Source organism: Sulfitobacter sp. THAF37 (assembly GCF_009363555.1).
Classification (GTDB): Bacteria; Pseudomonadota; Alphaproteobacteria; order Rhodobacterales; family Rhodobacteraceae; genus Sulfitobacter.
In genome coordinates, this window is the sequence record NZ_CP045372.1 from 2,644,907 (window position 1) to 2,667,669 (window position 22,763).

Here is a 22,763-nt window from a genome sequence, read left to right on the forward strand (position 1 = left end):
AGCTAATTCTTCGGCCGGATCACCAGCCGGTTGCCGTTCTTTTCCGTCTCCAGCGCGGTCAACGCCGCGACCAGCGCGCTCAGCTTGCCGTAGCCATAGGAACGCGTGTCGAAATCGGGATGGCTGGCCTGAATGGCCTGGCCGATCTGGCCCAGATTGTACCATCCGTCCTCGGCGTCGATCTTGTCCATCGCTTCCTCGAACAGCGGCAGGGCCTTGTCGGCCTTGGCGTTGCTTTCCCTGACGGTCTTGGGGGCATCCGGGTCGGGGATGTTCTCGATCAGGATGAAGCGGTTGTAGACGTTGCGCAGCGCCGGGTTGGTCTTGGCCTCGCCGATGCCGATCACCGTCAGCCCATCCTCGCGCAGGCGGTTCACCAGCGCGGTGAAATCGCTGTCCGACGACACGATGACAAAGGCGTCGAACTTGCCGCCATGCAGGATATCCATCGCGTGGATCACCAGCCCGATGTCGCTGGCGTTCTTGCCGGTGGAATTGGATGTCTCCTGATGCGCCACAAGCCCCAGTTCATGGATCGGCTGCTTCCAGCCCTTCAGATGCGGGTTGGACCAGTCGCCATAGACACGCCGCAGGGCCGGTTCCCCGATCGAGGCAACCTCGCGCATGATCTTGGCGGCATGTTTGGCGGGCACATTGTCCGCGTCGATCAGCACCGCCAGCAGGGGACGGTCGCGCAAAGCGGCATTGGGGATCTGTTCTGTCATGACAGCGGTGTGGCAGAGGACCGGGATGAAGTCTAGCGGCATGATGATCGCTACCGGCAGGGCGCAGCCCGGTGCGGGTCAGGTCAGGTCGTCCAACCCCTGCCGCAGCGCCTGTGCCATGCCGGCCGCCGCCATATGCTGGCGAAGGCGCAGGTTGTAGCCGCCCGGCGTGCTCAACGCCTCCAGCAGGGCCGCACTTGTCATGCCCGACAGGTTCGACGTCACCAGCGTTCGCAGAAACGCCTCCGCCTGCGGTTTGTCCGACACATGATCGCCCAGCCAGTCCGCCGCGTCCTGCACCATCTGCGCGACGGGTGACAGCACGGCCTGGGCGCAGAGGTACGCGGCCAGTTCCTCCGGGGTTTGCAGCGGAAAAATGCTGTTCCGGGCACCGAACAATTCCCTGACGAGGGCCTCGTCGCCCTGCATCATCACGGGTGTTCCGCCCTCGGCAATACCGGGAAAGGGCATCATGATCGCCACCGCCCGCGCCGGGCGCACCAAGGCATCGGCTGCCGACAGGCTGGCCCCGGCCATGAAGGTGATGATCCGCTGATCCTCGCGAAAGGTGAGGGCGCCCAGAACATCGGGCGCGGTTTCGGCCATCAGCCCCAGAAAGATCACATCGCTCGCATCCACGACCCCTTGATTGCCTGCGATGCTGACATTCGCAAAACTATTCGCCAGGGCATTCGCATGGACGGCACTTCGTTCGGACACGGTGATCCGATGGCCATCCGCCGCAATCCCCCGGACCGCTGCGCTGGCAATCATGCCGCATCCTATGACGCCAATTCTCATGGGGTCATAGGTTAGGCAAATTCGACCTCTGCGTCATCAACGGATTTGAGGCGGGAAAACCGGACCGTCGCGCGTAGCCCAGCGAAGGGCTGGAAGGAGCGCATGTTCTATTCTCAAAGCGAAGACCTATTGCCAAAGCCAAGCTTTGGCAGCGCCCGAACCGCCCCCACGGGGCGGGCGCTGCTCGCCCACCCCTCGGTTCGGGCGCGATCTGTTTCGGATGTCGGACATGACCGCTAAGTCCGCTCAGCAGACCGAGCTGCGGATCGCGGTGAAGGTCTGGTTTGGGATGCTGTCACGGCGTGCTGACACGTTTCAGAAAATCGCTAGGTTCGAGTCGCTTTCGCGCGGCATTCTTCGACAATGCCACATTCTGTGACGCCAATCCGCGGAAAACCCTCAGGTCTTCTTGATCGGCACCCCATATAGCTCAAGCCGATGGCCGCGCAGTTCATAGCCCAGCTTCGCGGCGATCTTTTCCTGCAGCGCCTCGATCTCGGCATCGACGAATTCGATCACCTCGCCCGAATACATGTCGATCAGGTGATCGTGGTGGTCGCGTTCCGCGTCTTCATAGCGTGCGCGCCCGTCGCCGAACTCCAGCTTTTCGAGAATCCCCGCCTCTTCGAACAGTTTCACGGTCCGGTAGACCGTGGCCAGCGAGATGCCCGAATCCAGCGCGGAAGCGCGGCGGAACAGCTCTTCGACGTCTGGATGATCCTCGCTGTCTTCGATGGCGCGGGCGATGGTGCGGCGCTGGCCGGTCATCCGCAGGCCCATGGCCTCGCAGCGCGTGATGATGGGTTTGCTCATGCCGGGTCTCTCGGTCTGCAGGGACCCCTCATGTAGCGGGAAATTCCGGCTTAGGCCACCGGGTTTCGACGCCGCCCCGCAGGGATCGGCAGCAGGGCGGTTGACTTCTGCACCGCGGCACGCCATGTCTGGCACAAGCGATGCCTTCTGCCGCGTGAGCAGTGCCGGTGCCAGCCCCTTTGACAGATCTCGGGGCGTAAATGCCTCCGGCTCACAAGGTTCGCCGATGTTCCCAAAATCACGCGTGGGGCCAAACGCCGATGGACAGGTATTGCGGCAGTCAGCCCGATCCCTGCGATACCGTTGGCGTGACCCTGCGGGCGCGTGATGCGCCCCTACGACAGGGCGCGGGCCGAGGCCCCGCCGGAAAGACGAAGACATGAGCGATTTCGACATGATGGAGCTGCCGCCGAAACTGGTGGCGCGGCTCAAGGACATGGGGATCACCGATCCCACGCCGATCCAGAAACAGGCGATCCCCCACGCGCTGAACGGGCGTGACGTGATGGGCCTGGCCCAGACCGGCACCGGCAAGACGGCGGCCTTTGGCGTGCCGCTGGTGGCGCAGATGCTGGAAAACCCCCGTCGCCCCGGACCGCGCTGCGTGCGGGCACTGGTGCTGGCGCCGACCCGCGAACTGGCCCAGCAGATCATGGTCAACCTCAAGGGCTACTGCGAGAATTCGCCGCTCAAGGCGCAGATGGTGGTCGGCGGCGTGTCGATCAATCCGCAGATCAAGCGGTTGGAACGGGGTGTGGACATGCTGGTGGCGACACCGGGCCGTCTGCTGGACCTGATGGACCGCCGTGCGGTGGACCTGAGCGAGACGACCTTCCTCGTTCTGGACGAAGCGGACCAGATGCTGGACATGGGGTTCATCCACGACCTGCGCAAAATCTCTGCCGTGATCCCGAAAGAGCGCCAGACGATGCTGTTTTCGGCCACCATGCCCAAGCTGATGAACGAGATCGCGAATTCCTATCTCGATCGGCCGATTCGGATCGAAGTCACCCCTCCGGGCAAGGCGGCCGACAAGGTCACACAGGAAGTCCATTTCATTGCCAAGGCGGAAAAGACCGCGCTGCTGACCGAGCTTTTGGCCAAGCACAAGGGCGAGCGCGCGCTGGTCTTTGGCCGCACGAAACACGGGTCGGAAAAGCTGATGAAGACGCTGGTCAAAGCCGGTTTCGACGCCGCGTCGATCCACGGCAACAAGAGCCAGGGTCAGCGCGACCGCGCCATCGAAGGTTTCAAGGAGGGCAAGATCACCGTGCTGGTGGCAACCGATGTGGCGGCGCGCGGGCTGGACATTCCCGACGTGAAACACGTCTACAATTATGAACTGCCCAACGTGCCGGACAATTATGTCCACCGGATCGGCCGGACCGCTCGGGCGGGCAAGGATGGCGCGGCCATCGCCTTTTGCGCGCCGGACGAGATGGGCGAACTGAAAGCCATTCAGAAGACGATGGGCATCACCATTCCCGTGGCCTCGGGGCGCGCCTGGGAAGCCTCGGAAATTCCCGACAAGCCCAAGCAGGGCGGCGGACGTCGCCGGGGTGGCGGCGGTGGCGGTCGCCCCGGTGGCGGTGGCCCGCGGGGCGGTGGCGGCGGTGGCGCAGCCAAACCCGGCGCGGGCCGCAACCGGCGTCGCGGCGGCGGCGGCGGCAAGCCCAGAGGTCAGCGCGCGGCCTGACAGGGGCGGCACTGCACCAGACGAAAGCACATGCCGCACAGCGCGGTGAGCAAAGACCGGGCAGCGGCGCCATCGGGGCGTCCGCTGCCCTTTTTCGTGTCGGCCAGAGAGGACCTGAGGCCGCCAACGGGAGGAAAGACCGGAGCCTCTTGTCAGGCCCTGAATATTACCTCTCGCGCATCCGCTTAGCCTGCCGTTTGGTGTGACGGGAGAAGCCCGGCAATCCGGGTTTGAACATGCAGGCGGGCTCTGCCGGGCTTGACCGGCTGGCGAATTCAGGTGCCGTGAATCGCGCCAGCCTTTCCGCCCGCTGCCTCAGGTGTACAGCGATGGCACGCCCATGTCGGCGTGAATTTCGTTCACCTCTTCCGGCGACATGCCATAGGCCTGCGCCAGCTTGTGCAGGTACTGCGCCTCCTGCTGGGTATCCAGGTCGATGGCCAGCAGCGACACCGCATAGATCTGCGGGCCCATGCCTTCGGGCGTGTCGCGCACCAGCGCGTCCACATCCACCGGGGCCTGCATCTGTTCCTCGATAAAGGCCGCGTCATCGGCATCGACCTCGCCCAGATGCTCCATCAGCCGCGCCTTTTCGTCATCGTCAAAGACCCCGTCGGATTTCGCCGCCTGGATCATCGCGGCCAGCATCAGGGCCGCCAATGCCTCCTGATCCTGCGAAGGTTCGATCTCGGGCTCGGGCGTGCTGTCGAACTGCGAGTTGAGCACCGCACCGAAGCTGGCGTTCTCCTTTTCCGGGTGGCGGCGCACCGCGTTACGGCTGCCTGCCAGCAGCCCGCCCGCCCCGGCAGCCCCGGCAAGCCCGCCCAGCATCCCGCCCAGACCCCCGGCGCCGCGTGAGCCGCCGATGTTTTCCAGCAGGCCACCCAGCCCGCCCGCGGCGCCGCCGGTCATGCTGGTATTTCCGCCCAGCAGACCGCCCAGCATGTCCTGAAGCCCACCTCTGCTGGTGCTCCCGGTGGTGCGCTGGCCCTGGCCCATGCCGCCCGAGGTGCCACCCGTAAGCCCCCCCAACAGACCGCCGAGCCCGCCGGACTGGCCCGTGCCACCCTTGGTATTGCGGCCCATCAAGGACTTCGCGCCTTTCGCCACCGCGACGCCGATCGCGACCTTGGCCAGTGTCTTCATCAAACTCATGTGCATCCCCTTTGCTTGCGTGTGCCTCATCGTGGCAGCTTTGGCTTTCCAGATGAGGTGAAAATCGCGATGGGCAAGTCCGTGGGCGCAAGATCGCGCATTGACTTCCGTGGCGCGCTCACGGCTTTTGGGCGGATGGAACGCAAGGATCACATGGACCTCTTCGGTGCGGTCGCGCTGATCGCCTTCGCGCTGCACCTTGCCTTCAATCAGGTGGTGGTCAAAGTCACCGCAGGCGGGTTCAGCCCTGTCTTTTCCGCCGGACTGCGGTCGGCCGGGGCCGTCGTGGTGTTGCTCATCTGGATGAAGCTGCGCGGCGTTTCGCTGCACATCCCGCGCCGCGCCATGCTGGGCGGCATTTTGTCCGGTCTGTTCTTCGCGCTCGAATTCACCGGCCTGTTCCTGGCGCTGGACATGTCGACGGTCAGCCGCGTCTCGGTGATCTTCTACACCATGCCGGTCTGGCTGGCGATCATCGGGCATTTCGTACTTCCGGGCGAAGCTCTGACGCAGGCAAAGATACTGGGGCTGCTCATGGCGGTGGCGGGGGTGGTCATCGCGATGCTGGACCGCGACGCCGCCCATGTCAGCTGGACAGGCGATATTCTGGCGCTGGCCTCGGCCTTCTGCTGGGCGGGGATCGTGCTGTGCGTGCGCATCACACCGCTGTCCGAGGTGCCGCCGGCGCAGCAGCTGTTGTTCCAGGTGTTCGTTTCCGCCCCGATCCTGCTGCTGATCGCGCCGCTGTTCGGCCCGCTGATCCGCGACATTGAACCCATTCACATCGCCGGTCTGCTGTTCCAGATCGTCGCGGTCGCAAGCCTGGGCTTCCTCGCCTGGTTCTGGCTGATGACGATATACCCGGCGTCCTCGGTCGCCTCGTTCAGCTTCCTGTCGCCGGTGTTCTCGGTGATCCTGGGCTGGTTGCTGCTGTCAGAGCGTGTGGCCCTGCCGGTCTGGGGCGCGCTGGTGCTGGTGGCGGCGGGCATCTACCTCATCAACCGCAAGCCGAGGGCCTGACGTCAGGTCCCGCAGAAGGTGGCGGGCACGATCTCGTCCTCCGTCGGGGGGTGTGCCAGATCGGGATCGGTCAGCTTGTACGGGGTGGCAAGCGCGGTCATCAGACGCTCGAAAGGGGCCATGTCGCCCGCGACGGCGGCCTCGATCATCTGTTCGATCCGGTGGTTGCGGGGGATCACGGCGGGGTTGGCGGCATTCATCACCGCCTGTGGCTCCGGCTCTGCCGCGATGCGCGCGCGCCAGCGTTCCGCCCAGGCATCAAAGGCGTCGCGGTCCAGAAACTGGTCCCGCGCAGTACCGTCGCCGAGCGCGCGGAAGGTGTTGGTGAAATCCGCCCCGTCCTTCTGCATCAGCGCCAGCAGGTCCTCGATCAGCGGCATGTCAGATGGGTCCGGCGCGCTGATCCCGATCTTGGCGGCGAAACGCCCGCGCCAGGCCTCTTCGATCTGACCGGGCATGGCGTGAATCACCTCGGTCGCCTCGTCCACCGCGGCGTCCTTGTCCGACATCTGCTGCAACAGCGCCGTGGCCAGCTGCGCCATGTTCCAGACTGCGATGTTGGGCTGATTGCCATAAGCATAGCGGCCCTGCTGGTCGATGGAACTGAAGACCCGGCCAGCGTGGAAGGCATCCATGAAGGCGCAGGGGCCATAGTCGATCGTCTCGCCCGAGATCGCGGCGTTGTCGGTGTTCATCACCCCGTGGATAAAGCCCACGGACATCCAATGCGCCACAAGGTCGGCCTGTGCGGCGCAGACCCCGCGCAGCAGATCCATCGGCCCGCTGGCGTCGGGATAATGGCGACGGATCGCATAGTCCGTCAGGGTTTTCAGCGCCTCGGTGTCGCCCCGATGGGCAAAAACCTGAAAGGTTCCGACGCGCAGATGGCTGCGGGCGACGCGGGTCAGCACCGCACCGGGCAGGGCACCCTGTTCGCGCCAGATGTCCTCGCCGGTGGCGACAGCGGCCAGCGCGCGGGTGGTGGGAATGCCAAGCGCGTGCATCGCTTCGCTCACAACGTATTCGCGCAGCACCGGCCCCAGCCAGGCGCGGCCATCGCCCATGCGGGAATAGGGGGTGGGACCGGACCCTTTCAGCTGGATGTCGCGGCGGATGCCGTCGGGGCCCAATACCTCGCCCAGCAGGATCGCGCGGCCATCGCCCAGCTGCGGGTTATAGGTGCCGAACTGGTGCCCGGCGTAAAGCTGTGCAAGCGGTGCTGCGCCGTCAGGCACCCGGTTGCCGCCGAACACCGCCGCGCGGTCCTCGGGCGGCACGCGATCAAGACCTGTCAAATATGACATGTCATCATTGAAGGCGAGCAATCTGGGGGCCTTGACCGGTGTCGGGTCCAGCCGGGTATAAAAAGTGTCCGGCAGGGCGGCATAGCTGTTGTCGAATGCGGGTGTCGTCATAATTGCCTCGACATGAAAACGTAATTGTAACGCGGGGCAAATCCAGCCCGACGATAGAGTTTCTGCGCCGCTTCGTTCGTCCGGTCGACCTCCAGGTGAATGGCGCGCAGCCCGCCGCCCGCCAGTGCACGCGGCAGCGCGATCAGCGCCTCGGATGCGATGCCGCGCCCGCGCACCCCGGGCCGGATGTAAAGCTCGTCTATGATGGCATCCAGCCCGCCAAACTCCACCGACCAGCCAAAGGTGATCACGATATAGCCGATCGGCGCGCGGGGCGGGCCGATCAGGTAGGCCGCGCCGTAAGGGATGCCGTCCAGCAGGGGGGCGACCCCCGCCCGGCGCGCCTCGTCCGACAGGTCGATCCCTTCCTCGGCGTGAAACGCCGCGACCAGCGCCAGCAGCTTGTCCAGATGCTCGGGCTTGCCAAGTGTGAGAGACGCGCTCATAGCCGCGCCAGCCTTTCGGTCAGCAGGGCAAAGAACCCGTCCGCGTCGATCCCGCCCATGAACATCGCATTGGGCGCGCGGTCCGTGACGCGCCACCAGTCGGCCACGGTCATCCCCATGGTCAGCTCCGATGTCACCTCGATCTCGACGTTGATGTGCCGTCCGGTGAACAGATCAGGCTCGATCAGATAGGCGGTGACGCAGGGGTCATGCAGCGGCGCACCGTCAGAGCCGTATTTCTCCTTGTCGAAACGCTCGAAAAAGTCGGTCATCTGCGCCACGGCGATGCCCGCACGGGTGTTCAGCGCGCGGAAGGCATCGTTGCGCGGTTTCGTCACCAGCGCCTTGTGTGTCACATCCAGTGGCATGACCACCAGCGGCACGCCTGATCTGAAAACAATATCAGCGGCTTGCGGGTCGACATAAATGTTGAATTCCGCCGTGGGCGTGATGTTGCCCCCCTCGAAATAGCCGCCGCCCATCAGGACGATCTCCTGTACCTTCGCGACGATGTCGGGGGCTTTTTCAAAGGCCGTCGCGATGTTGGTCAGCGGTCCAAGGGGGCACAGGGTAACGCTGCCCGCAGGCTCGGCGCGCAGGGTGTCGATGATGAAGTCCACCGCATGACCGTCCTGCAGCGGCATGGCGGGATCGGGCAGGTCGGGACCGTCGAGACCGGTCTTGCCATGCACGTGCTCTGCCGTGACCAGGTCGCGGCCCAGCGGCCGGTCGCAGCCGGCAAAGACCTTGATATCGGTCCGACCCGCCAGTTCGCAGACGATGCGCGCATTCCTTGACGTCAGATCAAGCGGCACGTTGCCTGCGACGCAGGTGATGCCCAGCACTTCGATTTCCTCGGGGCTGGCCAGCGCCAGCAGGATGGCGACGGCATCGTCCTGGCCGGGGTCGGTGTCGATGATGATCTTGCGTGCGGGCATGGGAAAATCCTTTGTGCTGAAATAGGCGCTTTGACGGCGGAACGAAAGGGGGCGGGATCAGGTGGCGGTCTTGCGCTCGTCGGCCTTCACGGCGTCCCACAGCGCGTCCATCTCTTCCAGCGTGCTGTCCTCGGGGCGCTTGCCCACGGCGGCCAGCCGCGCCTCCACACCGGCGAAACGGCGGGTGAACTTGGCATTTGCGGCGCGCAGCGCGGCCTCGGGGTCGATGTTCAGGTGCCGCCCCAGGTTCGCCATGACGAACATCAGATCGCCGAATTCTTCCTCCATCTCCTCCTGCCCGAGGGTGTCGCGCGCCTCGACCAGTTCGGTGGCCTCCTCTGCGATCTTGGCAATCACCGCGCCGGTCTCGGGCCAGTCGAATCCGACCCGCGCCGCGCGTTTCTGCAGCTTGTAGGCGCGCAGCAGGGCGGGCAGGCCGACCGCCACCCCATCGAGCGCGCCTTTCTGGGCCCTCCCGGCACGCTCCCGCGCCTTGATCGCCTCCCAGTCGGCGGTCTGCTGTTCGGCGGACTTTTCGCGCGATTCGTCGCCAAAGACATGCGGATGCCGTGCCACCATCTTGTCGCTGATGTTGCGCACCACGGACTGAAAGGTGAAATGCCCCGCCTCGCTGCCCATTTCCGTGTGATAGACGGTCTGCAGCAGCAGATCGCCCAATTCGCCTTCCAGGTCCGGCCAGTCGCGGCGTTGGATCGCGTCTGCAACCTCATAGGCTTCCTCGATCGTATAGGGCGCGATGCTGTCGAAATCCTGTTCGATGTCCCAGGGGCAGCCGGTCTCGGGGTCGCGCAGGCGGCGCATGATTTCCAGCAGCCTTTCGATGCCCGCGTCGGGGTCATGGATGATGTCTTGTGCCATTGCAGCCGGGTCCTGTCTGGTGTCAGATGCGAAGGTGAGTTTTTAAGGCCGAGGAGTCCAGCCCATGGTTGTCGTCAACCGCATCGCAGATTTCAGCGCGGACATGACCGCCTGGCGACGGCATCTGCACACCATCCCGGAACTGGGGTTGGAGTGTCATCAGACGGCGGCCTTTGTCGCCGCCCGCCTGCGCGACTTCGGCGTGGACGACCTGCATGAAGGGGTGGCGAAAACCGGGATCGTTGCGATCATCAACGGGCAGGGCGACGGCCCCACCATCGGGCTGCGTGCCGATATGGACGCGCTGCCGATTGTCGAGGATACCGGGCTGGCGTACGCCAGCACCCATGCGGGAAAGATGCACGCCTGCGGCCATGACGGCCATACCGCGATGCTGCTGGGGGCGGCGAAATACCTGGCCGAGACGCGCAATTTCGCGGGCCGGGTGGCGCTGCTGTTCCAGCCCGCCGAAGAGGCCGGCGGCGGCGGCGAGGTCATGGTGCGCGAGGGCGTCATGGACCGGTTCGGCATCACACAGGTCTATGCGCTGCACAATGCGCCGGGGCTGGACCTTGGGCGCTTTCACACCACCGCCGGGCCGATCATGGCGGCGGCGGACACCTTTACCATCCGGCTGACCGGGCAGGGCGGCCATGGTGCGCGGCCCCATGAATGCGTCGACCCGGTGGTGGCCGCCTGCGCGCTGGTACAGTCGCTGCAGACCATCGTCAGCCGCAACGCCGATCCGCAGTCGCAGCTGGTGATCTCGACCACGCAGATTCACACCGGCACCACCGACAACGTGATCCCCGAAGAGGTCTATATCAACGGCACCGTGCGGACCTTTGACAAGGACGTGCAGGCCATGGTCCTGCGCCGGATGCAGGCCCTGGTGGACGGCCATGCCGCCAGTTTTGACCTGCGGGCCGAACTGGATTTCGAATTCGGCTACCCGCCCACGGTCAATGACCCCCAAAGTACCGATTTCGCCGCCGAGGTGGCCGAAGAAGTGGCAGGCAGTGCCGGGGTCGAGCGGCATTTCGCGCCGGTCATGGGGGCGGAGGATTTCTCCTACATGCTGGAGGCACGGCCGGGGGCTTACCTGCTGCTGGGGCAGGGCGAGGGCGCGGGCGTGCACCATCCGAAATACGATTTCAACGACGAGATCGCGCCCATCGGCGCATCCTTCTTTGCCCGGCTGGTCGAACGGGCGCAACCGGTGGCAGGGGGCTGATCAATGGCACTAGAAGACGCGAAAACACAGGTCGATCAGGCCTTTACCCGTGAGGATCTGAAGGGGCCGAGCTTTGAGAATGCCTTTGGCGGGGCCACGTCGTTCCTGCGGCGGCGCTACACCAAGGATCTGACCGGCGTGGATATTGCCGTGACCGGCGTGCCTTTCGATCAGGCGGTGACGAACCGGACCGGCACCCGGTTGGGACCGCGTGCCATCCGCGAGGCCAGCGCGCTGCAACCCTATGATCCGCCCTACGGCTGGGACTTCGACGTGCTGAGCGAATGTGCCATCGCGGATTATGGCGACCTGGCATTCGACTACGGCCATGTCTCGCAGTTCCCGGCGGCACTCACCGCCCATATCAGGGGCATTCTGGATGCCGGTGCCGCCAGCGTGGTGCTGGGCGGCGATCACTACATCAGCTTTCCCATCCTCAAAGCCTATGCAGAGAAATACGGCCCGATCAGCCTGTTGCAGTTCGATGCCCATTCCGACACATGGCCGGATGACGACATGGACCGGATCGACCACGGCACGATGTTCTACAAGGCGGTGAAATCGGGCATCGTGGACCCGGCGACAAGCGTGCAGGTGGGCATTCGCACCACCAACCCCGACACTCTGGGCGTGACCACCATCGACGCCCGCGAGGTGCATGAAAACGGGCCCGCCGCCGCGGTGGCAAAGATCAAAAAGGTGCTGGGAAACCGTCCCTGTTACCTGACCTTTGACATCGACGCGCTGGATCCGGCCTTTGCCCCCGGTACCGGCACACCGGTCTGGGGCGGGCTGACCTCCGCGCAATGCGCCATCATGCTGCGCGACCTGGCGGGGATCAACATCGTCGGCGGCGACATCGTGGAGGTTTCGCCGCCCTTCGACACCACCGGGGCCACGGCGATTGCCGGGGCGCATGTGGCGACAGAGATCCTGTGTCTGCTGGGCCACCGGATGAGGACGGCATGAGCGGGAAGAATCAACCGATAAGCGGCAACGACCTGGCGCGGTTCTCGGGTCCGAACACATTTATGCGGCTGCCCGCGGTCAATGATCTTGCGGGGCTGGATGTGGCGGTGCTGGGCGTGCCGATGGACATCGGCACCTCCTGGCGGTCGGGCACGCGCTTTGGTCCCAAGCAGGTGCGCAGCGAAAGCGCGATGCTGCGGCCCTACAACCTGGCGACCGGCGCGGCGCCTTTCGACAGTCTGCAGGTGGCCGACATTGGCGATCTCGCCATCAACACCTTTTCCCTGAGTGACAGTTTGCGTATCATCGCAGAGAGTTACGATGCGATCCTAAACTACGATGCGATGCCGCTGGCCATCGGCGGGGACCATTCCATAACCCTGCCGATCCTGCGTGCGATGGCACGGCGGCACGGGCCCGTCGCGCTGATCCACGTGGATGCCCACGCGGATGTGAATGACGAGATGTTCGGCGAACGCGAGACCCACGGCACAGTGTTTCGCCGCGCACATGAAGAAGGTTTGCTAAACCCTTCGAAAGTCTACCAGATCGGGCTGCGCGGGACGGGATATGGCGCCGATGATTTTACCGAAGCCGCGGGCTGGGGATTCCAGCAGTTTCCCGCGCATGAGTTTTGGGGCCGCAGCCTGTCGACGCTGAGCGGCGAGATCCGCCGCGACATCGGCGACCTGCCGACCTATGTGACCTATGACATCGACAGCCTCGATCCCGCCTTTGCCCCCGGCACAGGCACGCCGGAGATCGGTGGGCTGACCACCATGCAGGCGCTTGAGCTGATCCGGGGGCTGCGGGGGCTGAACATCGTGGGCGCGGATCTGGTGGAAGTGTCCCCGCCCTACGATACCACGGGCAACACGGCACTGACCGGGGCGAATATCCTTTATGAGCTGTTGTGCGTCCTGCCGGGTGTCGCGCACCGTTGACAGGTCGGACGTGTGTATTTTTGGAACAATGAAAGAGCGGGGGTGCGCATGTATTTCGGCCTGTTTGTGATTTTGCTGCTGGTCGGTCTGCTGGCCTATGTCCGGCTGGCGCCACATAACGTGATGCGCTGGCATCATGCGGCATCCGGTGCCGCGTTGGGGGCGACACCGCTTGACGGGGGATTCATCTGGCGCGAGGACGTGGGCGCAGCGGGGCCGGCCAGGCTGGCCCGGCTGGACGGGGTTATCCGCGCGTCGCCCCGCACGCAGGTGCTGGCGGGATCGGTGGAAGACCGGCAGCTGACCTATGTCAGCCGCACCCGATGGATGGGCTTTCCCGATTACACCACCGTCACGCTTGATGATGGCATCCTGGAAATCTATGGCAGGCTGCGGTTCGGCAGGTCAGATATGGGGGTGAACGCCAAGCGGATCAGAGGCTGGCTCGACCAGCTGTGACGACAGGCAGCCCTGCTGCACTTCGCGCCACATGGGCACGTTCAGCGACATCTGGCATTGCGCCATGAACATCCGTCCGTCCACCTGCAGGCAGATGGTTTCCCCGATCTCGATCCGGTTGTGGTTGCGGTCGGTGCAATAGCAATCCACCGTCTTGCCGCTGGGCGATGTGACATCGGCGGCGGCGGGCAGGGCGATCAGCCCGGTCAGGAGTATCGCGCGGAACATGGCCCATCATAGCATGTCGCGGCCCTTGACCAAAACCTTTTCATAGGCGACATCCCTCAGAATGATACCCATGGACCGTCTTTTGCAGATCACCCAGCGTTTCCAGTACCTCGAAGCCGCGATGTCTGCAGGTTCGGGCGGGGCGGATTACGCGGCACTGGCGCGCGAATACGCAGAGCTGAAGCCCGTGGTGGAGCAGATCGACCGCTACCGTCAGTTGCAGCAGGATATCGAGGAAGCCCGCGCGATGATGGCCGATCCTGAAATGGCCGAGCTGGCGCGCGAGGAACTGCCCGCCTTGCAGCAGGAGCTGCCGGAGGTCGAGGCGGCCCTGCAGGTCACGCTGCTGCCCCGCGACGAGGCCGATGCGCGACCGGCGATGCTGGAAATCCGCCCGGGCACCGGGGGGGACGAGGCGGCGCTGTTTGCCGCCGACCTGTTGCGGATGTACCAGCGCTATGCCGAGGAACGCGGCTGGGGGTTCGAGCTGATCGAGGAACAGGCGACCGAACTGGGCGGCATCAAGGAAGTCGTGGCCCATGTCACCGGCCAGAATGTCTTTGCCCGGCTGAAGTTCGAAAGCGGTGTGCACCGGGTCCAGCGAGTGCCCAGCACCGAAAGCGGCGGGCGCATCCATACCTCTGCCGCAACCGTCGCTGTGCTGCCGGAGGCGGAAGACGTGGACATCGTCATCAACCCCAATGATCTGCGCATCGACACCATGCGGTCCTCCGGGGCGGGCGGCCAGCACGTCAACACCACCGATTCCGCCGTGCGGATCACCCATATCCCCAGCGGGATCGTCGTGACCTCTTCGGAGAAGTCGCAGCACCGCAACCGGGACAAGGCGATGCAGGTGCTCAAGGCGCGGCTCTACGATCTGGAACGGTCGCGGCGCGACGGTGAACGCTCTGCCGACCGGGCGGCGCAGGTGGGGTCCGGCGACCGGTCGGAGCGGATCAGGACCTACAACTTTCCCCAGGGGCGGATGACGGATCACCGGATCAACCTGACGCTCTACCGGCTCGATGCGGTCATGCAGGGCGATCTGGACGAGATCGTGGACGCGCTGACGGCGGATGCCCAGGCACAGCAGCTTGCGGCGATGAACGCATGACGACGGCAGGCGCGGTCATGGCCGCCGCGGCGGCGCGGCTCAGGGCGGCGGGTGTGCCGGACCCCGCGCGCGACGCGCGGCTGTTGCTGGCGCACGCGGCTTCGGTCGATGCGGGGCGGATCACCCTGATCGCGCCCGAGGAAATAGCGCCCGAGATCGCGGAACGCTTCGAACGGCTGGTGTCGCTCAGGGCGGTGCGGGTGCCGGTCAGCCAGCTGGTGGGCGCGCGCGCCTTCTACGGGCGGGATTTCAAGGTCAGCCGAGAGGTCCTTGACCCGCGACCCGAGACCGAAACGCTGATCGAACTCGCCCTGACCGAGCCGTTCGAGCGGGTGCTGGACCTGGGCACCGGGTCGGGCTGCATTCTGGTCACGCTGCTGGCAGAGCGCACGGAGGCCACGGGCCTGGGCGTCGATCTGTCTGAAGGGGCCTGCCTGCAGGCCAGCGCCAACGCGGTGGTGCATGGGGTTGCGGGGCGGGCGGACATCCGGCAGTCGGACTGGTTTGAGGCGGTCGAGGGGCGGTTCGACCTGATCGTCGCCAACCCGCCTTACCTGGCCGCCGAGGAGATGGCTCAAGTATCCCCCGAACTGCGCGATCATGAGCCGCGGATGGCGCTGACCGACGAGAGCGACGGGCTGTCGGCCTATCGGATCATCGCGGACGAAGCGCAGGGATACCTGACGGCGACAGGCCGTGTGCTGGTGGAGATCGGCTGGCAACAGGGCGATGCGGTACAGCAGATTTTCCGCAATGCGGGCTGGGGGGCGGTCACGCTGGCGCATGATCTGGGCGGGCGTTCGCGGGTTGTGAGCGCCGCAAACCCGGCCTGAAGGGCGGAAAGGTGCCCGAAACCGCATTTTTCGGCGATTTTCACTTGCTCTGCCACGCCACCCATGTTTTACGGGAGATGTTGCAGCGGTGGATGCCTTTGGCGGTCCCGCGCGGCGGTAAGCCCAACAATCCTTCGCAATCGGGTGCACATGGCGACGAGAGCCGCACCGGTTCTTATGACAACTCACCAAAGACTGATATCATTTCATGAAATCCAGCAGATCACGGTCCCGGTCCAAGAATAACCGCAACCGGCAGCAGCAGGGCGGCGGTAATGTCGTCAACCGCGTCTTTGACAGCAGCGGTCCCGAAGGCAAGGTGCGCGGCACCCCGCAGCAGGTGATTGAAAAGTACAATCAGCTTGCACGCGACGCGCAGCTGAGCAACGACCGGGTCGCGGCAGAGAATTTCCAGCAGCATGCGGAGCATTACCTGCGCCTGCTGTCTGAAGCGCAGCGCGAGATCGACCAGCGCCGCGAGGAGCAGGAGCGCCAGAACCGCGAACGCCAGGCCGAGCGTGACCGCGAGAGATCCGAGCGTCAGGAACGCGAGAGCAACCAGAGCCAGCAGGGCAACGCGCAGAACGCCGAGGCTCAGGGCGACCAGCCGCAGGGCGGCGGCGAACAGCCTCAGCCCGGTGGGCAGGACACGTCCGGGCAGGACGAACCGAAGAAAAGCAGCTCTTCCAGGGCGCCGCGCAGCAAGAAACCGGCGGCGCAGAGCGACCCGGCGCAACTGCCCGATTTCGTCACCGGCGGCAGCGATGAGGACGAAAAGGACAGTGGCCTCGTCGAAACGCCCGAGAGCAAGCCGAAGCCGAAACCGAAGCGGACGTATCGGCGCAAGCCGAAAGCGGACAGCGACGGCAATAGTGACGGCAACAGCAACGATCCCAGCCAGGCGGCGGAGTAATAGCCGCTCTGCCCGCGCCGTCCCTTCGGGGGCGGCGGGGTGCTGTCAGGGTATCAGGCCACGGGCGATGTCAGGACAGCGGGCGATGTCAGGGCAGTTCATCACAAACGCATCGCGGAGTCTGACAACGGCGATTGCCGATGTCGCGCGCTGTCCCGCGTGAGCGTGGCAAAGACCGGCCGCCTGTCGCCGCGCTCTGCCCGGCCGACAAACCAGCCCCATCCACGCGCATGATCAAGGCTGCGGTCGGATCGGTGCCGCGCGTCCGGTTCGCGCCGCCCCGGTCGGGGTCTGTGGGCCGGTAGGGATGGACGGACACAGAACCGGTCCGGGACAAGGGGGCATGATCACCCCGGTTGTAAAGAAGGCGTGCCATCCGGGTTGACGTAGGTGACGCGGCCAAGGCGGCGCAGTTCCATGACGCGTTCCTTCCAGTCGTAGCGCCCGTCCTGCATCACGGGCGACCAGAACAACGTACCGCCCTGGCGCCAGGGGTCGATGATCACGCCGCTGTGCATCGGGGCGCCCCGCGCGGTGATGACCGCGCTGGAATGTTCGATCAGGATCGGGTTGCCCGCGTTGGCGATGGCGCGCTGGATCTCCAGCGTCTGGAATGCCTCCTGGTTCAGCAGCCGCTCCATGTCGGTCGCCCAGTGATAGCATAATCCGCGCGGTTTCCGGCCCGCGTTCACCTTGGCATTGTGGATGAGCGGCGGGTCGGTGATCTGGTACTGCTGCGCAAGCTGGTAGGTATAGCGGTAGGAGAGCGCCGCGGCACGCTCGGCTTCCGCCGGGTCGACGTCCGGCGACATCGCCCGCAAGGAGCGGGCAAGCGCCGCCACATCCTGCGCCGTCCCCCGGGAGGGGCCGGTGGGCGCGCAACCGGCCATGGAACACAGCAGAGCGATCAGGGCGATCAGGCGTATCATGTCTTGGCAACCTCCCGTGCCAGGGCGCAGAACGCCTCCAGTGTGAGCTGTTCCGCGCGGTCGGTGGGCGCGATCCCGGCGGCGGTCAGCCGGTCTTCGATATCGGGGGCCAGGCCGCGCAGCGCGGCGCGCAGCATCTTGCGCCGCTGGTTGAAGGCGGTGGCGACGACGCGGTTCAGGACGGCAGGATCGGCCGGAAAGCGCGGCGTGGGCAGGGCGGTCAGATGCACCACGGCGGAGGACACCTTGGGCGGCGGGGTAAATGCGCCCGGTGGCAGATGCATGACGATACGCGCATCGGCGCGCCACTGCGCCAGCAGGGCAAGTCGGCCGTAGGCCTTGCTGCCGGGCTGCGCGACGATGCGCTCTGCCACCTCGCGCTGGAACATCAATGTCAGGCTTTCCCAGAAGGGCGGCCAGTCCGGCGGTGTCAGCCAGCGCACGAGGAGTTCTGTTCCGATGTTGTAGGGCAGGTTCGCCGCGACCCGGATCGGCGGTGTCAGATGCGCCAGCGGATCGGTTTCAAGCGCGTCGCCTTCCATCACGCTCAGCCGGTCGGGGTAGGCGGCGGCGATCTGGTCGAGCGCGGGTCGGCAGCGGTTGTCCTTTTCGATGGCCAGTACATGGCGCGCGCCCTCGGCGAGCAGACCGCGCGTCAGGCCGCCGGGACCGGGGCCGATTTCGAGCACGTCGCAGGCGGAAAGGTCGCCGGCCTGCCGTGCGATCTTGGCCGTCAGGTTCAGGTCCAGCAGGAAGTTCTGGCCCAGCGATTTGCGGGCGGAAAGTCCGTGCTGCGCGATGATCTCACGCAGGGGGGGGAGGCTGTCGATGGCGCTCATGCGGTGGGGCCGGTGCGGGGTGGCAATCCGGGCTTTCGTGTATTTGGGGAACAATGAAGGATCATGCTGCGCCCCCGCCCATGCGGTGCGCCAGGCGGATCGCCTCGATCATGCTGGTGGGGTTTGCCAGCCCCTTGCCCGCGATGTCGAAGGCGGTGCCGTGATCGGGGGAGGTGCGCACGAAGGGCAGGCCCAGTGTCACGTTCACGCCCCTGTCGAAATCCAGCGTCTTGATCGGGATCAGCGCCTGGTCGTGATACATTGCCACCGCCGCGTCGTAGCGGGTGCGGGCGGCGGCGTGAAACATGGTGTCGGCGGGCAGCGGTCCGGCCAGGTCGTAGCCCCCTGCGCGAAGGTCGGCGATCAGCGGTGCGATCCAGTCCAGTTCTTCCCGGCCCATGGCGCCGCCTTCGCCCGCGTGGGGGTTCAGCCCGGCCACGGCGATGCGGGGGGCCGCGATGCCGAAGAGATCGCGCAGGCCAGCGTGGGTGATTTCGATGGTCCGGGTCAGGCTGGCCGGGGTCAGCTGCCGGGGAACCTCGGACAGGGCGATGTGGATCGTGGCGGGCACCACGCGCAGCTGGTCCGAGGCGAGCATCATCACAACCTGGTCGACGCCAGCCAGTGCTGCGAGGTATTCGGTGTGGCCCGGATGGGCGAAACCGGCACCGTCCTTGAGGGCCTTTTTGTGGGTCGGCGCGGTGCAGAGCGCGCAGGCGTCGCCGTCGCGCACCAGATCCACCCCCAGTGCGATCATGTCGATCACGCCCTGGGCGTGACCGGCCTGCGCCCTGCCGGGGGTGGCGGGGCCGCCGAAGTCATGGGCCAGCACCGGCAGCGCGTCGCGGCTGACGCGCGCGGCTGCTGCGGCGTCCGGCACAATGCGGTGCGGCACGTCGTGGGGCAGGTGGCGCGGATCGCCGAGCCAGACCATCGGGATTTCGGCTGCAAGTGCTGCCCATGCGCGGGCGGCGACCTCTGGCCCGATGCCGGCGGGTTCCCCGCAGGAAATCGCGACTGGCCGGTCCCGGGCCGCGGCGTCGCGGGGGCCTTGGGTCATTGCCGAATGATGCGGGCGTCGGCGCGGAGTTGTTGCGTCAGCTGCTCTGCATAGCCCGAAAGCTTGCGTTGGCGCAGGTTCGACACGACGGTTTCGCGGCTGACTTCGGCGTTGGCCTCTGCGGTGCGGCTGCACAGCATCAGAAACACCAGCGTCTGGCCGTTCGACCGCGTCAGCGCGGTGGAGCTTTCGCCCGGGTCGAGTTTGGCCAGTTCGATGGCGATGTCCTGCGGAATCTCGCCGGGGGCCTTGCTGCCGCGGTCCAGCACGCTTTCCGGTTGGCCCTGGGCCACGCCGTAAAGGTCGTTGCAGGTATCCACTTCGGCGCGCACCCGGGCGGCCTGGGCCAGGGCGGGTTCGCTGCGACCGCCGGGAATGTAATAGGCGGCGTATTCGATTTCCGAGTAGCTCTTGCTGGGCGCGCCGGTTTCTTCGATCCCGCGCAGCTGGAACAGCGCCACGGCATTCGGGATGGGCAGGGGCGCCGTCACCTCGCCCGGGGCCAGCGCCAGCAGGATGGGATGCAACGAGGGCGGCAGGTTTTCGAGCGGCGTCCAGGGCATGCGCCCGCCGCGCCCGCGCGACGCGGTGGCCGAGTATTGCTGTGCGTAGCGCGAGAATTCGGCTTCGGACTGGCTTTGTGCGATGCGGTCGGCCAGCGCGTTCACCCGCGCGGCGTTCTGCGGCGGGGCGGGGATGATGATTTCGGACAGCAGCACGCGGATGCCGCCACCCGACCCGCTGCGGCCCAGTTCGCGGTCGATCTCGGCGTCCGAGATGTTGACGCGGCTGCCGTAGCGGGCCCGGATCAGTTCGCGCCAGACCAGCTGCGTCACCACGAAGTCGCGGAAGGTCTCTTGCGACACACCGGCCTGACCCAGCGCGGCGGTGAATTCGTCGAGCGTGAGATTGGCGCGGCCCGCGAATTCGGTCAGCCCGTCGCGGACGCCCTCCGGCGTCATCTCAAGATCGAAGCTTTCCGCCAGTTCCATGCGCAGCCGGTCGTCGATCAGCGCGTCGATCACGCTTTCACGGTCGGTGCCCGGCGCGTTCAGCACCTGAAGGAACCGCTGGCGCTGCTGGACCTCGAATTCGGTGATGACCTTGTCGTTCACACGGGCCACGGGCGCATAGAGGTTCTGTGCAGTCACCGGCGGCACCAGCAGGCAGAGCGCCAGCCCCAGGGCGGCAGCCCACCGCAGGATGAACGAAGGTGTGGATCTGGTCAGTTCCGGCATGAGCGCACGTATCTTTCTGTTCCATTGGTGGCGGCGAAGCCCCTGAGCCCGATGTTAAAACCGATATTGGTCGAGGGCTCAACACTAGTTGAGGTCGAATAGCGCCGATTGACGGAAAGATCGACCGACACGCATTCATTGTCATAGGTCAGGCCGATACCTGCCGAAGCGGCGCGTTCGTCGGCGACGTCAAAGCGCCAGTCGGCCGAGGCGGTCCAGTGGCGGCTGATCCTGTAATCCCCGTCCAGCGCGATTTCCGAAACCGCCTGCAGGCGGTCCTCGGCCAGGTCCGCGTCGAGCCAGACATAGCTGCCCCCCAGCCGACCGCGGGCGAAATCCCAGTCGCCGCGAAGCTCGGCCTTGGCAAAGTCGAAATTCTCGTCGAACAGGCCACGCCCGGTCAGCGACAGCCCTTCTGCCGTCTTGATCTGCCCCGCCAGCAGGAAATCCGAACTGGTCCCGGACAGACCGGAGGTGCTGGCGAAGTCGGGATCGGCTTGCTCGCGCAGGACCTGTCCGATGGTCAGGTGGGCATCCCATCCGGCGGGGTCGAACCGCGACCAGTTGACACCGATGGCCGCAATCGCATCGCGTTCGCGCCGGTCCGGGCGGGGAAACCGGGACAGCGACAGCAGATTGCCCTCGTCAAATTCGACGCGCGTGCTTTCATCGTTCGGGATCGGCAGCCGTTGGCCGCCGACCCAGGCGATCTGGGCGATCGGTTCGAGCATCTGTGTCACGCTGCCGGTCTCGCGCCGCAGCATCGGGTAGCGCAGGGCGAGGGCCGCGAAAGGCACCACTTCGGAATGGTTCTGCGAATAGGTGCTGTCCTGCACGATATCAAAGCCGCTGAAGCTGATCCCGGTCTGTCCGTCCACCACCAGCCCGTTGCCGAAGGTCAACCGGCGCAGCCATTTGATGTCACCTTGCAGGCGCGCCACGTCGCGGCCCACGATATCCTGGTCCGAGGTGCGCAGGTGGCTGTGGGGCTGGATGCGCATCCGCAGCTCTCCGCCCACGGCCCGCGGGAAGAAACGTCGCTCGTAGTCGCCATCCAGCACGATCGTCGGCAATTCGTCGTTCACCTCGGTGTCGCGCAGAGATTCGAAGTTGTAGATGCTGGCGCGCACGTAGGCGTCGCGGCGCACGCGGCTGACGGTCAGCTGGCTGGTCAGCCGGTCTTTCGGTGAATAGCCGTATTCCGTCAGATAGGCCCGGTCGCTCGTCGCCTCGATCGCGAAGTCCAGCACGTAGTCACGCGCGAGGTCGAACTGCCCGTACCCGAAAAGATAGCCGCGCGTCTTGCCGGGGCGTTCGTCGTCACGGGTATAGGCACCGTCGAACTGGATACGTCCGTTGCGGAACGCCTGCCGATAGCGGAACTCCAGCGTGCGGGTGGCGCTGGACAGGTAGGGCGTCAGCGTCAGGTCGCGGTGATCGCCGATCTTGATGAAGTAGGGGATCTTGACCCCGGTGCCCAGCCGCGAGGTTGTCCTGAGCGAGGGCCGCAGGAAGCCGGTGGCCCGTTCGAGTGTCGGATCCGGCAGCCGCAGTCTGGGCAGGTAGAAGACAGGAATATTGCGGATGTGAAATGAGGCTTCGTCGAAGTAGAGCTGCTGCTCCAGCTTGTCATGCACCACCCGCCGGGCCCGGATCTGCCACAGCGGCGCGCGCCCGTCCTCGCAGACTTTGCAGGAGGTCACGGCGGTCTTGTAAAGCTGGCTGTAGCGGCCATCGACCTGGTTGATCTGGTTCGCGGCAAGCTGCAATTGCTGGTTCAGCACCAGCCGCGCGCCCCGCAGCAGACCGTTCTGCAGGTCGGGGTCAAGCTCTGCCGCATCGGCAAGGATCAGCGTATCCGCGCCCTCTGTTATGACGATGGGGCCCTCGATGCTCAGTGCCCCGGATGCCTGATCGTAGCGGATGGCGTTGGCGCGCAGACGCGTCTCTCCCTGAAACGCCTCCACATTGCCCTGCGCCACAAGGGTCCGGTCACGGGTCAGAAACACCCGGTCGGCGACCAGCACCGCGGCAGGATCCGTGCTTTGCTGCGCCTTGGCGGACGTCAGCGGCATCATGGACAGGGCCAGTATCAGCAGCCAGCGGCGCACG

At 65.6% G+C, this 22,763-nt stretch carries 24 protein-coding genes; 10 read left to right on the forward strand and 14 right to left on the reverse strand.

The annotated features are described in order from the left end of the window. Nucleotides 1-2: 2 nt before the first annotated feature. The 3 genes from FIU94_RS12965 to FIU94_RS12975 all read right to left on the reverse strand — a co-directional run bounded on the left by FIU94_RS12965 (nucleotide 3) and on the right by FIU94_RS12975 (nucleotide 2,339). The gene (locus FIU94_RS12965; RefSeq protein WP_152467049.1) at nucleotides 3-725 is read right to left on the reverse strand and encodes an NYN domain-containing protein; all 723 of its coding nucleotides are present in this window, start codon (nucleotides 723-725) and stop codon (nucleotides 3-5) included. Nucleotides 726-803: 78 nt separating this feature from the next. After that, on the reverse strand, nucleotides 804-1,526 hold the full coding sequence (locus tag FIU94_RS12970; protein WP_152466187.1) for an NAD(P)-binding domain-containing protein: 723 nt from the start codon (nucleotides 1,524-1,526) through the stop codon (nucleotides 804-806). A 399-nt stretch (nucleotides 1,527-1,925) separates the two neighbouring features. After that, on the reverse strand, nucleotides 1,926-2,339 hold the full coding sequence (locus tag FIU94_RS12975) for a Fur family transcriptional regulator (RefSeq protein WP_152466188.1): 414 nt from the start codon (nucleotides 2,337-2,339) through the stop codon (nucleotides 1,926-1,928). Between the two features lie 379 nt (nucleotides 2,340-2,718). Here FIU94_RS12975 and FIU94_RS12980 point away from each other — a divergent pair, with 379 nt between their 5' ends. Beyond that, nucleotides 2,719-4,035 (forward strand): DEAD/DEAH box helicase, encoded by a 1,317-nt coding sequence (locus tag FIU94_RS12980; protein ID WP_152466189.1) that lies wholly within the window; start codon nucleotides 2,719-2,721, stop codon nucleotides 4,033-4,035. Nucleotides 4,036-4,350: 315 nt separating this feature from the next. Here FIU94_RS12980 and FIU94_RS12985 read toward each other — a convergent pair whose 3' ends face one another. Next, complete coding sequence (locus tag FIU94_RS12985) at nucleotides 4,351-5,190, reverse strand: tellurite resistance TerB family protein (protein WP_152466190.1); 840 nt, start codon at nucleotides 5,188-5,190, stop codon at nucleotides 4,351-4,353. Nucleotides 5,191-5,325: 135 nt separating this feature from the next. Here FIU94_RS12985 and FIU94_RS12990 point away from each other — a divergent pair, with 135 nt between their 5' ends. Beyond that, nucleotides 5,326-6,210 (forward strand): DMT family transporter, encoded by an 885-nt coding sequence (locus FIU94_RS12990; protein WP_152467050.1) that lies wholly within the window; start codon nucleotides 5,326-5,328, stop codon nucleotides 6,208-6,210. A gap of 2 nt (nucleotides 6,211-6,212) precedes the next feature. Here the strand turns inward: FIU94_RS12990 and FIU94_RS12995 are convergent, their stop codons facing one another. The 4 genes from FIU94_RS12995 to mazG are packed head-to-tail and all read right to left on the reverse strand — an operon-like array spanning nucleotide 6,213 to nucleotide 9,888. After that, nucleotides 6,213-7,625, reverse strand: a complete 1,413-nt coding sequence (locus FIU94_RS12995; RefSeq protein WP_152466191.1) for a YdiU family protein — start codon at nucleotides 7,623-7,625, stop codon at nucleotides 6,213-6,215. Further along, nucleotides 7,622-8,071, reverse strand: coding sequence for an N-acetyltransferase (locus FIU94_RS13000; RefSeq protein ID WP_152466192.1), 450 nt, complete (start codon nucleotides 8,069-8,071; stop codon nucleotides 7,622-7,624). Before FIU94_RS13000 ends, FIU94_RS12995 begins: the two co-directional genes overlap by 4 nt. After that, nucleotides 8,068-9,009 carry a nucleoside hydrolase gene (locus tag FIU94_RS13005; RefSeq protein ID WP_152466193.1) on the reverse strand — a complete coding sequence of 314 codons (942 nt, stop codon included), beginning with the start codon at nucleotides 9,007-9,009 and terminating at the stop codon, nucleotides 8,068-8,070. Before FIU94_RS13005 ends, FIU94_RS13000 begins: the two co-directional genes overlap by 4 nt. 57 nt (nucleotides 9,010-9,066) lie before the next feature. Then, complete coding sequence (mazG, locus tag FIU94_RS13010; protein WP_152466194.1) at nucleotides 9,067-9,888, reverse strand: nucleoside triphosphate pyrophosphohydrolase; 822 nt, start codon at nucleotides 9,886-9,888, stop codon at nucleotides 9,067-9,069. A gap of 64 nt (nucleotides 9,889-9,952) precedes the next feature. Between mazG and FIU94_RS13015 the strand changes: the two genes are divergently transcribed. From FIU94_RS13015 to FIU94_RS13030, 4 genes are read left to right on the forward strand one after another with little or no spacing between them, the layout of a single operon-like run. Then, nucleotides 9,953-11,122: a M20 aminoacylase family protein gene (locus FIU94_RS13015; RefSeq protein ID WP_152466195.1), complete on the forward strand. Its 1,170-nt coding sequence runs from the start codon at nucleotides 9,953-9,955 to the stop codon at nucleotides 11,120-11,122. Nucleotides 11,123-11,125: 3 nt separating this feature from the next. Then, nucleotides 11,126-12,091 (forward strand): agmatinase, encoded by a 966-nt coding sequence (gene speB / locus FIU94_RS13020; protein ID WP_152466196.1) that lies wholly within the window; start codon nucleotides 11,126-11,128, stop codon nucleotides 12,089-12,091. Then, nucleotides 12,088-13,035: an agmatinase gene (gene speB / locus FIU94_RS13025; RefSeq protein WP_152466197.1), complete on the forward strand. Its 948-nt coding sequence runs from the start codon at nucleotides 12,088-12,090 to the stop codon at nucleotides 13,033-13,035. The genes speB (FIU94_RS13020) and speB (FIU94_RS13025) overlap by 4 nt, the downstream gene beginning before the upstream one ends. 48 nt (nucleotides 13,036-13,083) lie before the next feature. Continuing rightward, nucleotides 13,084-13,494: a DUF1499 domain-containing protein gene (locus tag FIU94_RS13030; RefSeq protein ID WP_152466198.1), complete on the forward strand. Its 411-nt coding sequence runs from the start codon at nucleotides 13,084-13,086 to the stop codon at nucleotides 13,492-13,494. Here the strand turns inward: FIU94_RS13030 and FIU94_RS13035 are convergent. Continuing rightward, a complete protein-coding gene (locus FIU94_RS13035) occupies nucleotides 13,441-13,722 on the reverse strand; it encodes a hypothetical protein (RefSeq protein WP_152466199.1) in 282 nt (93 codons plus the stop codon). The two genes, FIU94_RS13030 and FIU94_RS13035, sit on opposite strands and share 54 nt — an antisense overlap. A gap of 61 nt (nucleotides 13,723-13,783) precedes the next feature. On the opposite strand from FIU94_RS13035, the gene prfA reads away from it, so the two are divergent. Genes prfA through FIU94_RS13055 form a run of 4 tightly spaced genes read left to right on the forward strand, consistent with a single transcriptional unit; the run spans nucleotide 13,784 to nucleotide 16,585 of the window. Continuing rightward, on the forward strand, nucleotides 13,784-14,839 hold the full coding sequence (gene prfA, locus FIU94_RS13040) for a peptide chain release factor 1 (protein ID WP_152466200.1): 1,056 nt from the start codon (nucleotides 13,784-13,786) through the stop codon (nucleotides 14,837-14,839). Continuing rightward, entirely contained in the window at nucleotides 14,836-15,672 is an 837-nt protein-coding gene (gene prmC, locus FIU94_RS13045; protein WP_254702538.1) for a peptide chain release factor N(5)-glutamine methyltransferase, read from the forward strand. The genes prfA and prmC overlap by 4 nt, the downstream gene beginning before the upstream one ends. An 11-nt stretch (nucleotides 15,673-15,683) precedes the next feature. After that, nucleotides 15,684-15,884, forward strand: coding sequence for a hypothetical protein (locus FIU94_RS13050; protein WP_152466201.1), 201 nt, complete (start codon nucleotides 15,684-15,686; stop codon nucleotides 15,882-15,884). Further along, complete coding sequence (locus FIU94_RS13055) at nucleotides 15,881-16,585, forward strand: DUF4167 domain-containing protein (RefSeq protein WP_152466202.1); 705 nt, start codon at nucleotides 15,881-15,883, stop codon at nucleotides 16,583-16,585. Before FIU94_RS13050 ends, FIU94_RS13055 begins: the two co-directional genes overlap by 4 nt. A 347-nt stretch (nucleotides 16,586-16,932) precedes the next feature. On the opposite strand, the gene FIU94_RS13060 is transcribed toward FIU94_RS13055, so the two are convergent. The 5 genes from FIU94_RS13060 to FIU94_RS13080 form a co-directional block, all read right to left on the reverse strand. Continuing rightward, complete coding sequence (locus tag FIU94_RS13060; protein ID WP_152466203.1) at nucleotides 16,933-17,514, reverse strand: hypothetical protein; 582 nt, start codon at nucleotides 17,512-17,514, stop codon at nucleotides 16,933-16,935. After that, on the reverse strand, nucleotides 17,511-18,353 hold the full coding sequence (rsmA, locus tag FIU94_RS13065; RefSeq protein WP_152466204.1) for a 16S rRNA (adenine(1518)-N(6)/adenine(1519)-N(6))-dimethyltransferase RsmA: 843 nt from the start codon (nucleotides 18,351-18,353) through the stop codon (nucleotides 17,511-17,513). Before rsmA ends, FIU94_RS13060 begins: the two co-directional genes overlap by 4 nt. A gap of 61 nt (nucleotides 18,354-18,414) precedes the next feature. Then, nucleotides 18,415-19,413, reverse strand: a complete 999-nt coding sequence (gene pdxA, locus FIU94_RS13070) for a 4-hydroxythreonine-4-phosphate dehydrogenase PdxA (protein WP_152466205.1) — start codon at nucleotides 19,411-19,413, stop codon at nucleotides 18,415-18,417. Next, entirely contained in the window at nucleotides 19,410-20,651 is a 1,242-nt protein-coding gene (locus tag FIU94_RS13075) for a peptidylprolyl isomerase (protein ID WP_152466206.1), read from the reverse strand. Before FIU94_RS13075 ends, pdxA begins: the two co-directional genes overlap by 4 nt. Beyond that, on the reverse strand, nucleotides 20,639-22,762 hold the full coding sequence (locus tag FIU94_RS13080; RefSeq protein WP_368407130.1) for an LPS-assembly protein LptD: 2,124 nt from the start codon (nucleotides 22,760-22,762) through the stop codon (nucleotides 20,639-20,641). The genes FIU94_RS13075 and FIU94_RS13080 overlap by 13 nt, the downstream gene beginning before the upstream one ends. Between the last annotated feature and the right edge of the window lies 1 nt (nucleotide 22,763).

Coding starts and splice junctions, on each gene's coding strand:
- FIU94_RS12965 (WP_152467049.1), bottom strand. CDS start 725: ATGACAGAACAGATCCCCAATGCCGCTTTGCGCGACCGTCCCCTGCTG.
- FIU94_RS12970 (WP_152466187.1), bottom strand. CDS start 1,526: ATGAGAATTGGCGTCATAGGATGCGGCATGATTGCCAGCGCAGCGGTC.
- FIU94_RS12975 (WP_152466188.1), bottom strand. CDS start 2,339: ATGAGCAAACCCATCATCACGCGCTGCGAGGCCATGGGCCTGCGGATG.
- FIU94_RS12980 (WP_152466189.1), top strand. CDS start 2,719: ATGAGCGATTTCGACATGATGGAGCTGCCGCCGAAACTGGTGGCGCGG.
- FIU94_RS12985 (WP_152466190.1), bottom strand. CDS start 5,190: ATGAGTTTGATGAAGACACTGGCCAAGGTCGCGATCGGCGTCGCGGTG.
- FIU94_RS12990 (WP_152467050.1), top strand. CDS start 5,326: ATGGAACGCAAGGATCACATGGACCTCTTCGGTGCGGTCGCGCTGATC.
- FIU94_RS12995 (WP_152466191.1), bottom strand. CDS start 7,625: ATGACGACACCCGCATTCGACAACAGCTATGCCGCCCTGCCGGACACT.
- FIU94_RS13000 (WP_152466192.1), bottom strand. CDS start 8,071: ATGAGCGCGTCTCTCACACTTGGCAAGCCCGAGCATCTGGACAAGCTG.
- FIU94_RS13005 (WP_152466193.1), bottom strand. CDS start 9,009: ATGCCCGCACGCAAGATCATCATCGACACCGACCCCGGCCAGGACGAT.
- mazG (WP_152466194.1), bottom strand. CDS start 9,888: ATGGCACAAGACATCATCCATGACCCCGACGCGGGCATCGAAAGGCTG.
- FIU94_RS13015 (WP_152466195.1), top strand. CDS start 9,953: ATGGTTGTCGTCAACCGCATCGCAGATTTCAGCGCGGACATGACCGCC.
- speB (WP_152466196.1), top strand. CDS start 11,126: ATGGCACTAGAAGACGCGAAAACACAGGTCGATCAGGCCTTTACCCGT.
- speB (WP_152466197.1), top strand. CDS start 12,088: ATGAGCGGGAAGAATCAACCGATAAGCGGCAACGACCTGGCGCGGTTC.
- FIU94_RS13030 (WP_152466198.1), top strand. CDS start 13,084: ATGTATTTCGGCCTGTTTGTGATTTTGCTGCTGGTCGGTCTGCTGGCC.
- FIU94_RS13035 (WP_152466199.1), bottom strand. CDS start 13,722: ATGTTCCGCGCGATACTCCTGACCGGGCTGATCGCCCTGCCCGCCGCC.
- prfA (WP_152466200.1), top strand. CDS start 13,784: ATGATACCCATGGACCGTCTTTTGCAGATCACCCAGCGTTTCCAGTAC.
- prmC (WP_254702538.1), top strand. CDS start 14,836: ATGACGACGGCAGGCGCGGTCATGGCCGCCGCGGCGGCGCGGCTCAGG.
- FIU94_RS13055 (WP_152466202.1), top strand. CDS start 15,881: ATGAAATCCAGCAGATCACGGTCCCGGTCCAAGAATAACCGCAACCGG.
- FIU94_RS13060 (WP_152466203.1), bottom strand. CDS start 17,514: ATGATACGCCTGATCGCCCTGATCGCTCTGCTGTGTTCCATGGCCGGT.
- rsmA (WP_152466204.1), bottom strand. CDS start 18,353: ATGAGCGCCATCGACAGCCTCCCCCCCCTGCGTGAGATCATCGCGCAG.
- pdxA (WP_152466205.1), bottom strand. CDS start 19,413: ATGACCCAAGGCCCCCGCGACGCCGCGGCCCGGGACCGGCCAGTCGCG.
- FIU94_RS13075 (WP_152466206.1), bottom strand. CDS start 20,651: ATGCCGGAACTGACCAGATCCACACCTTCGTTCATCCTGCGGTGGGCT.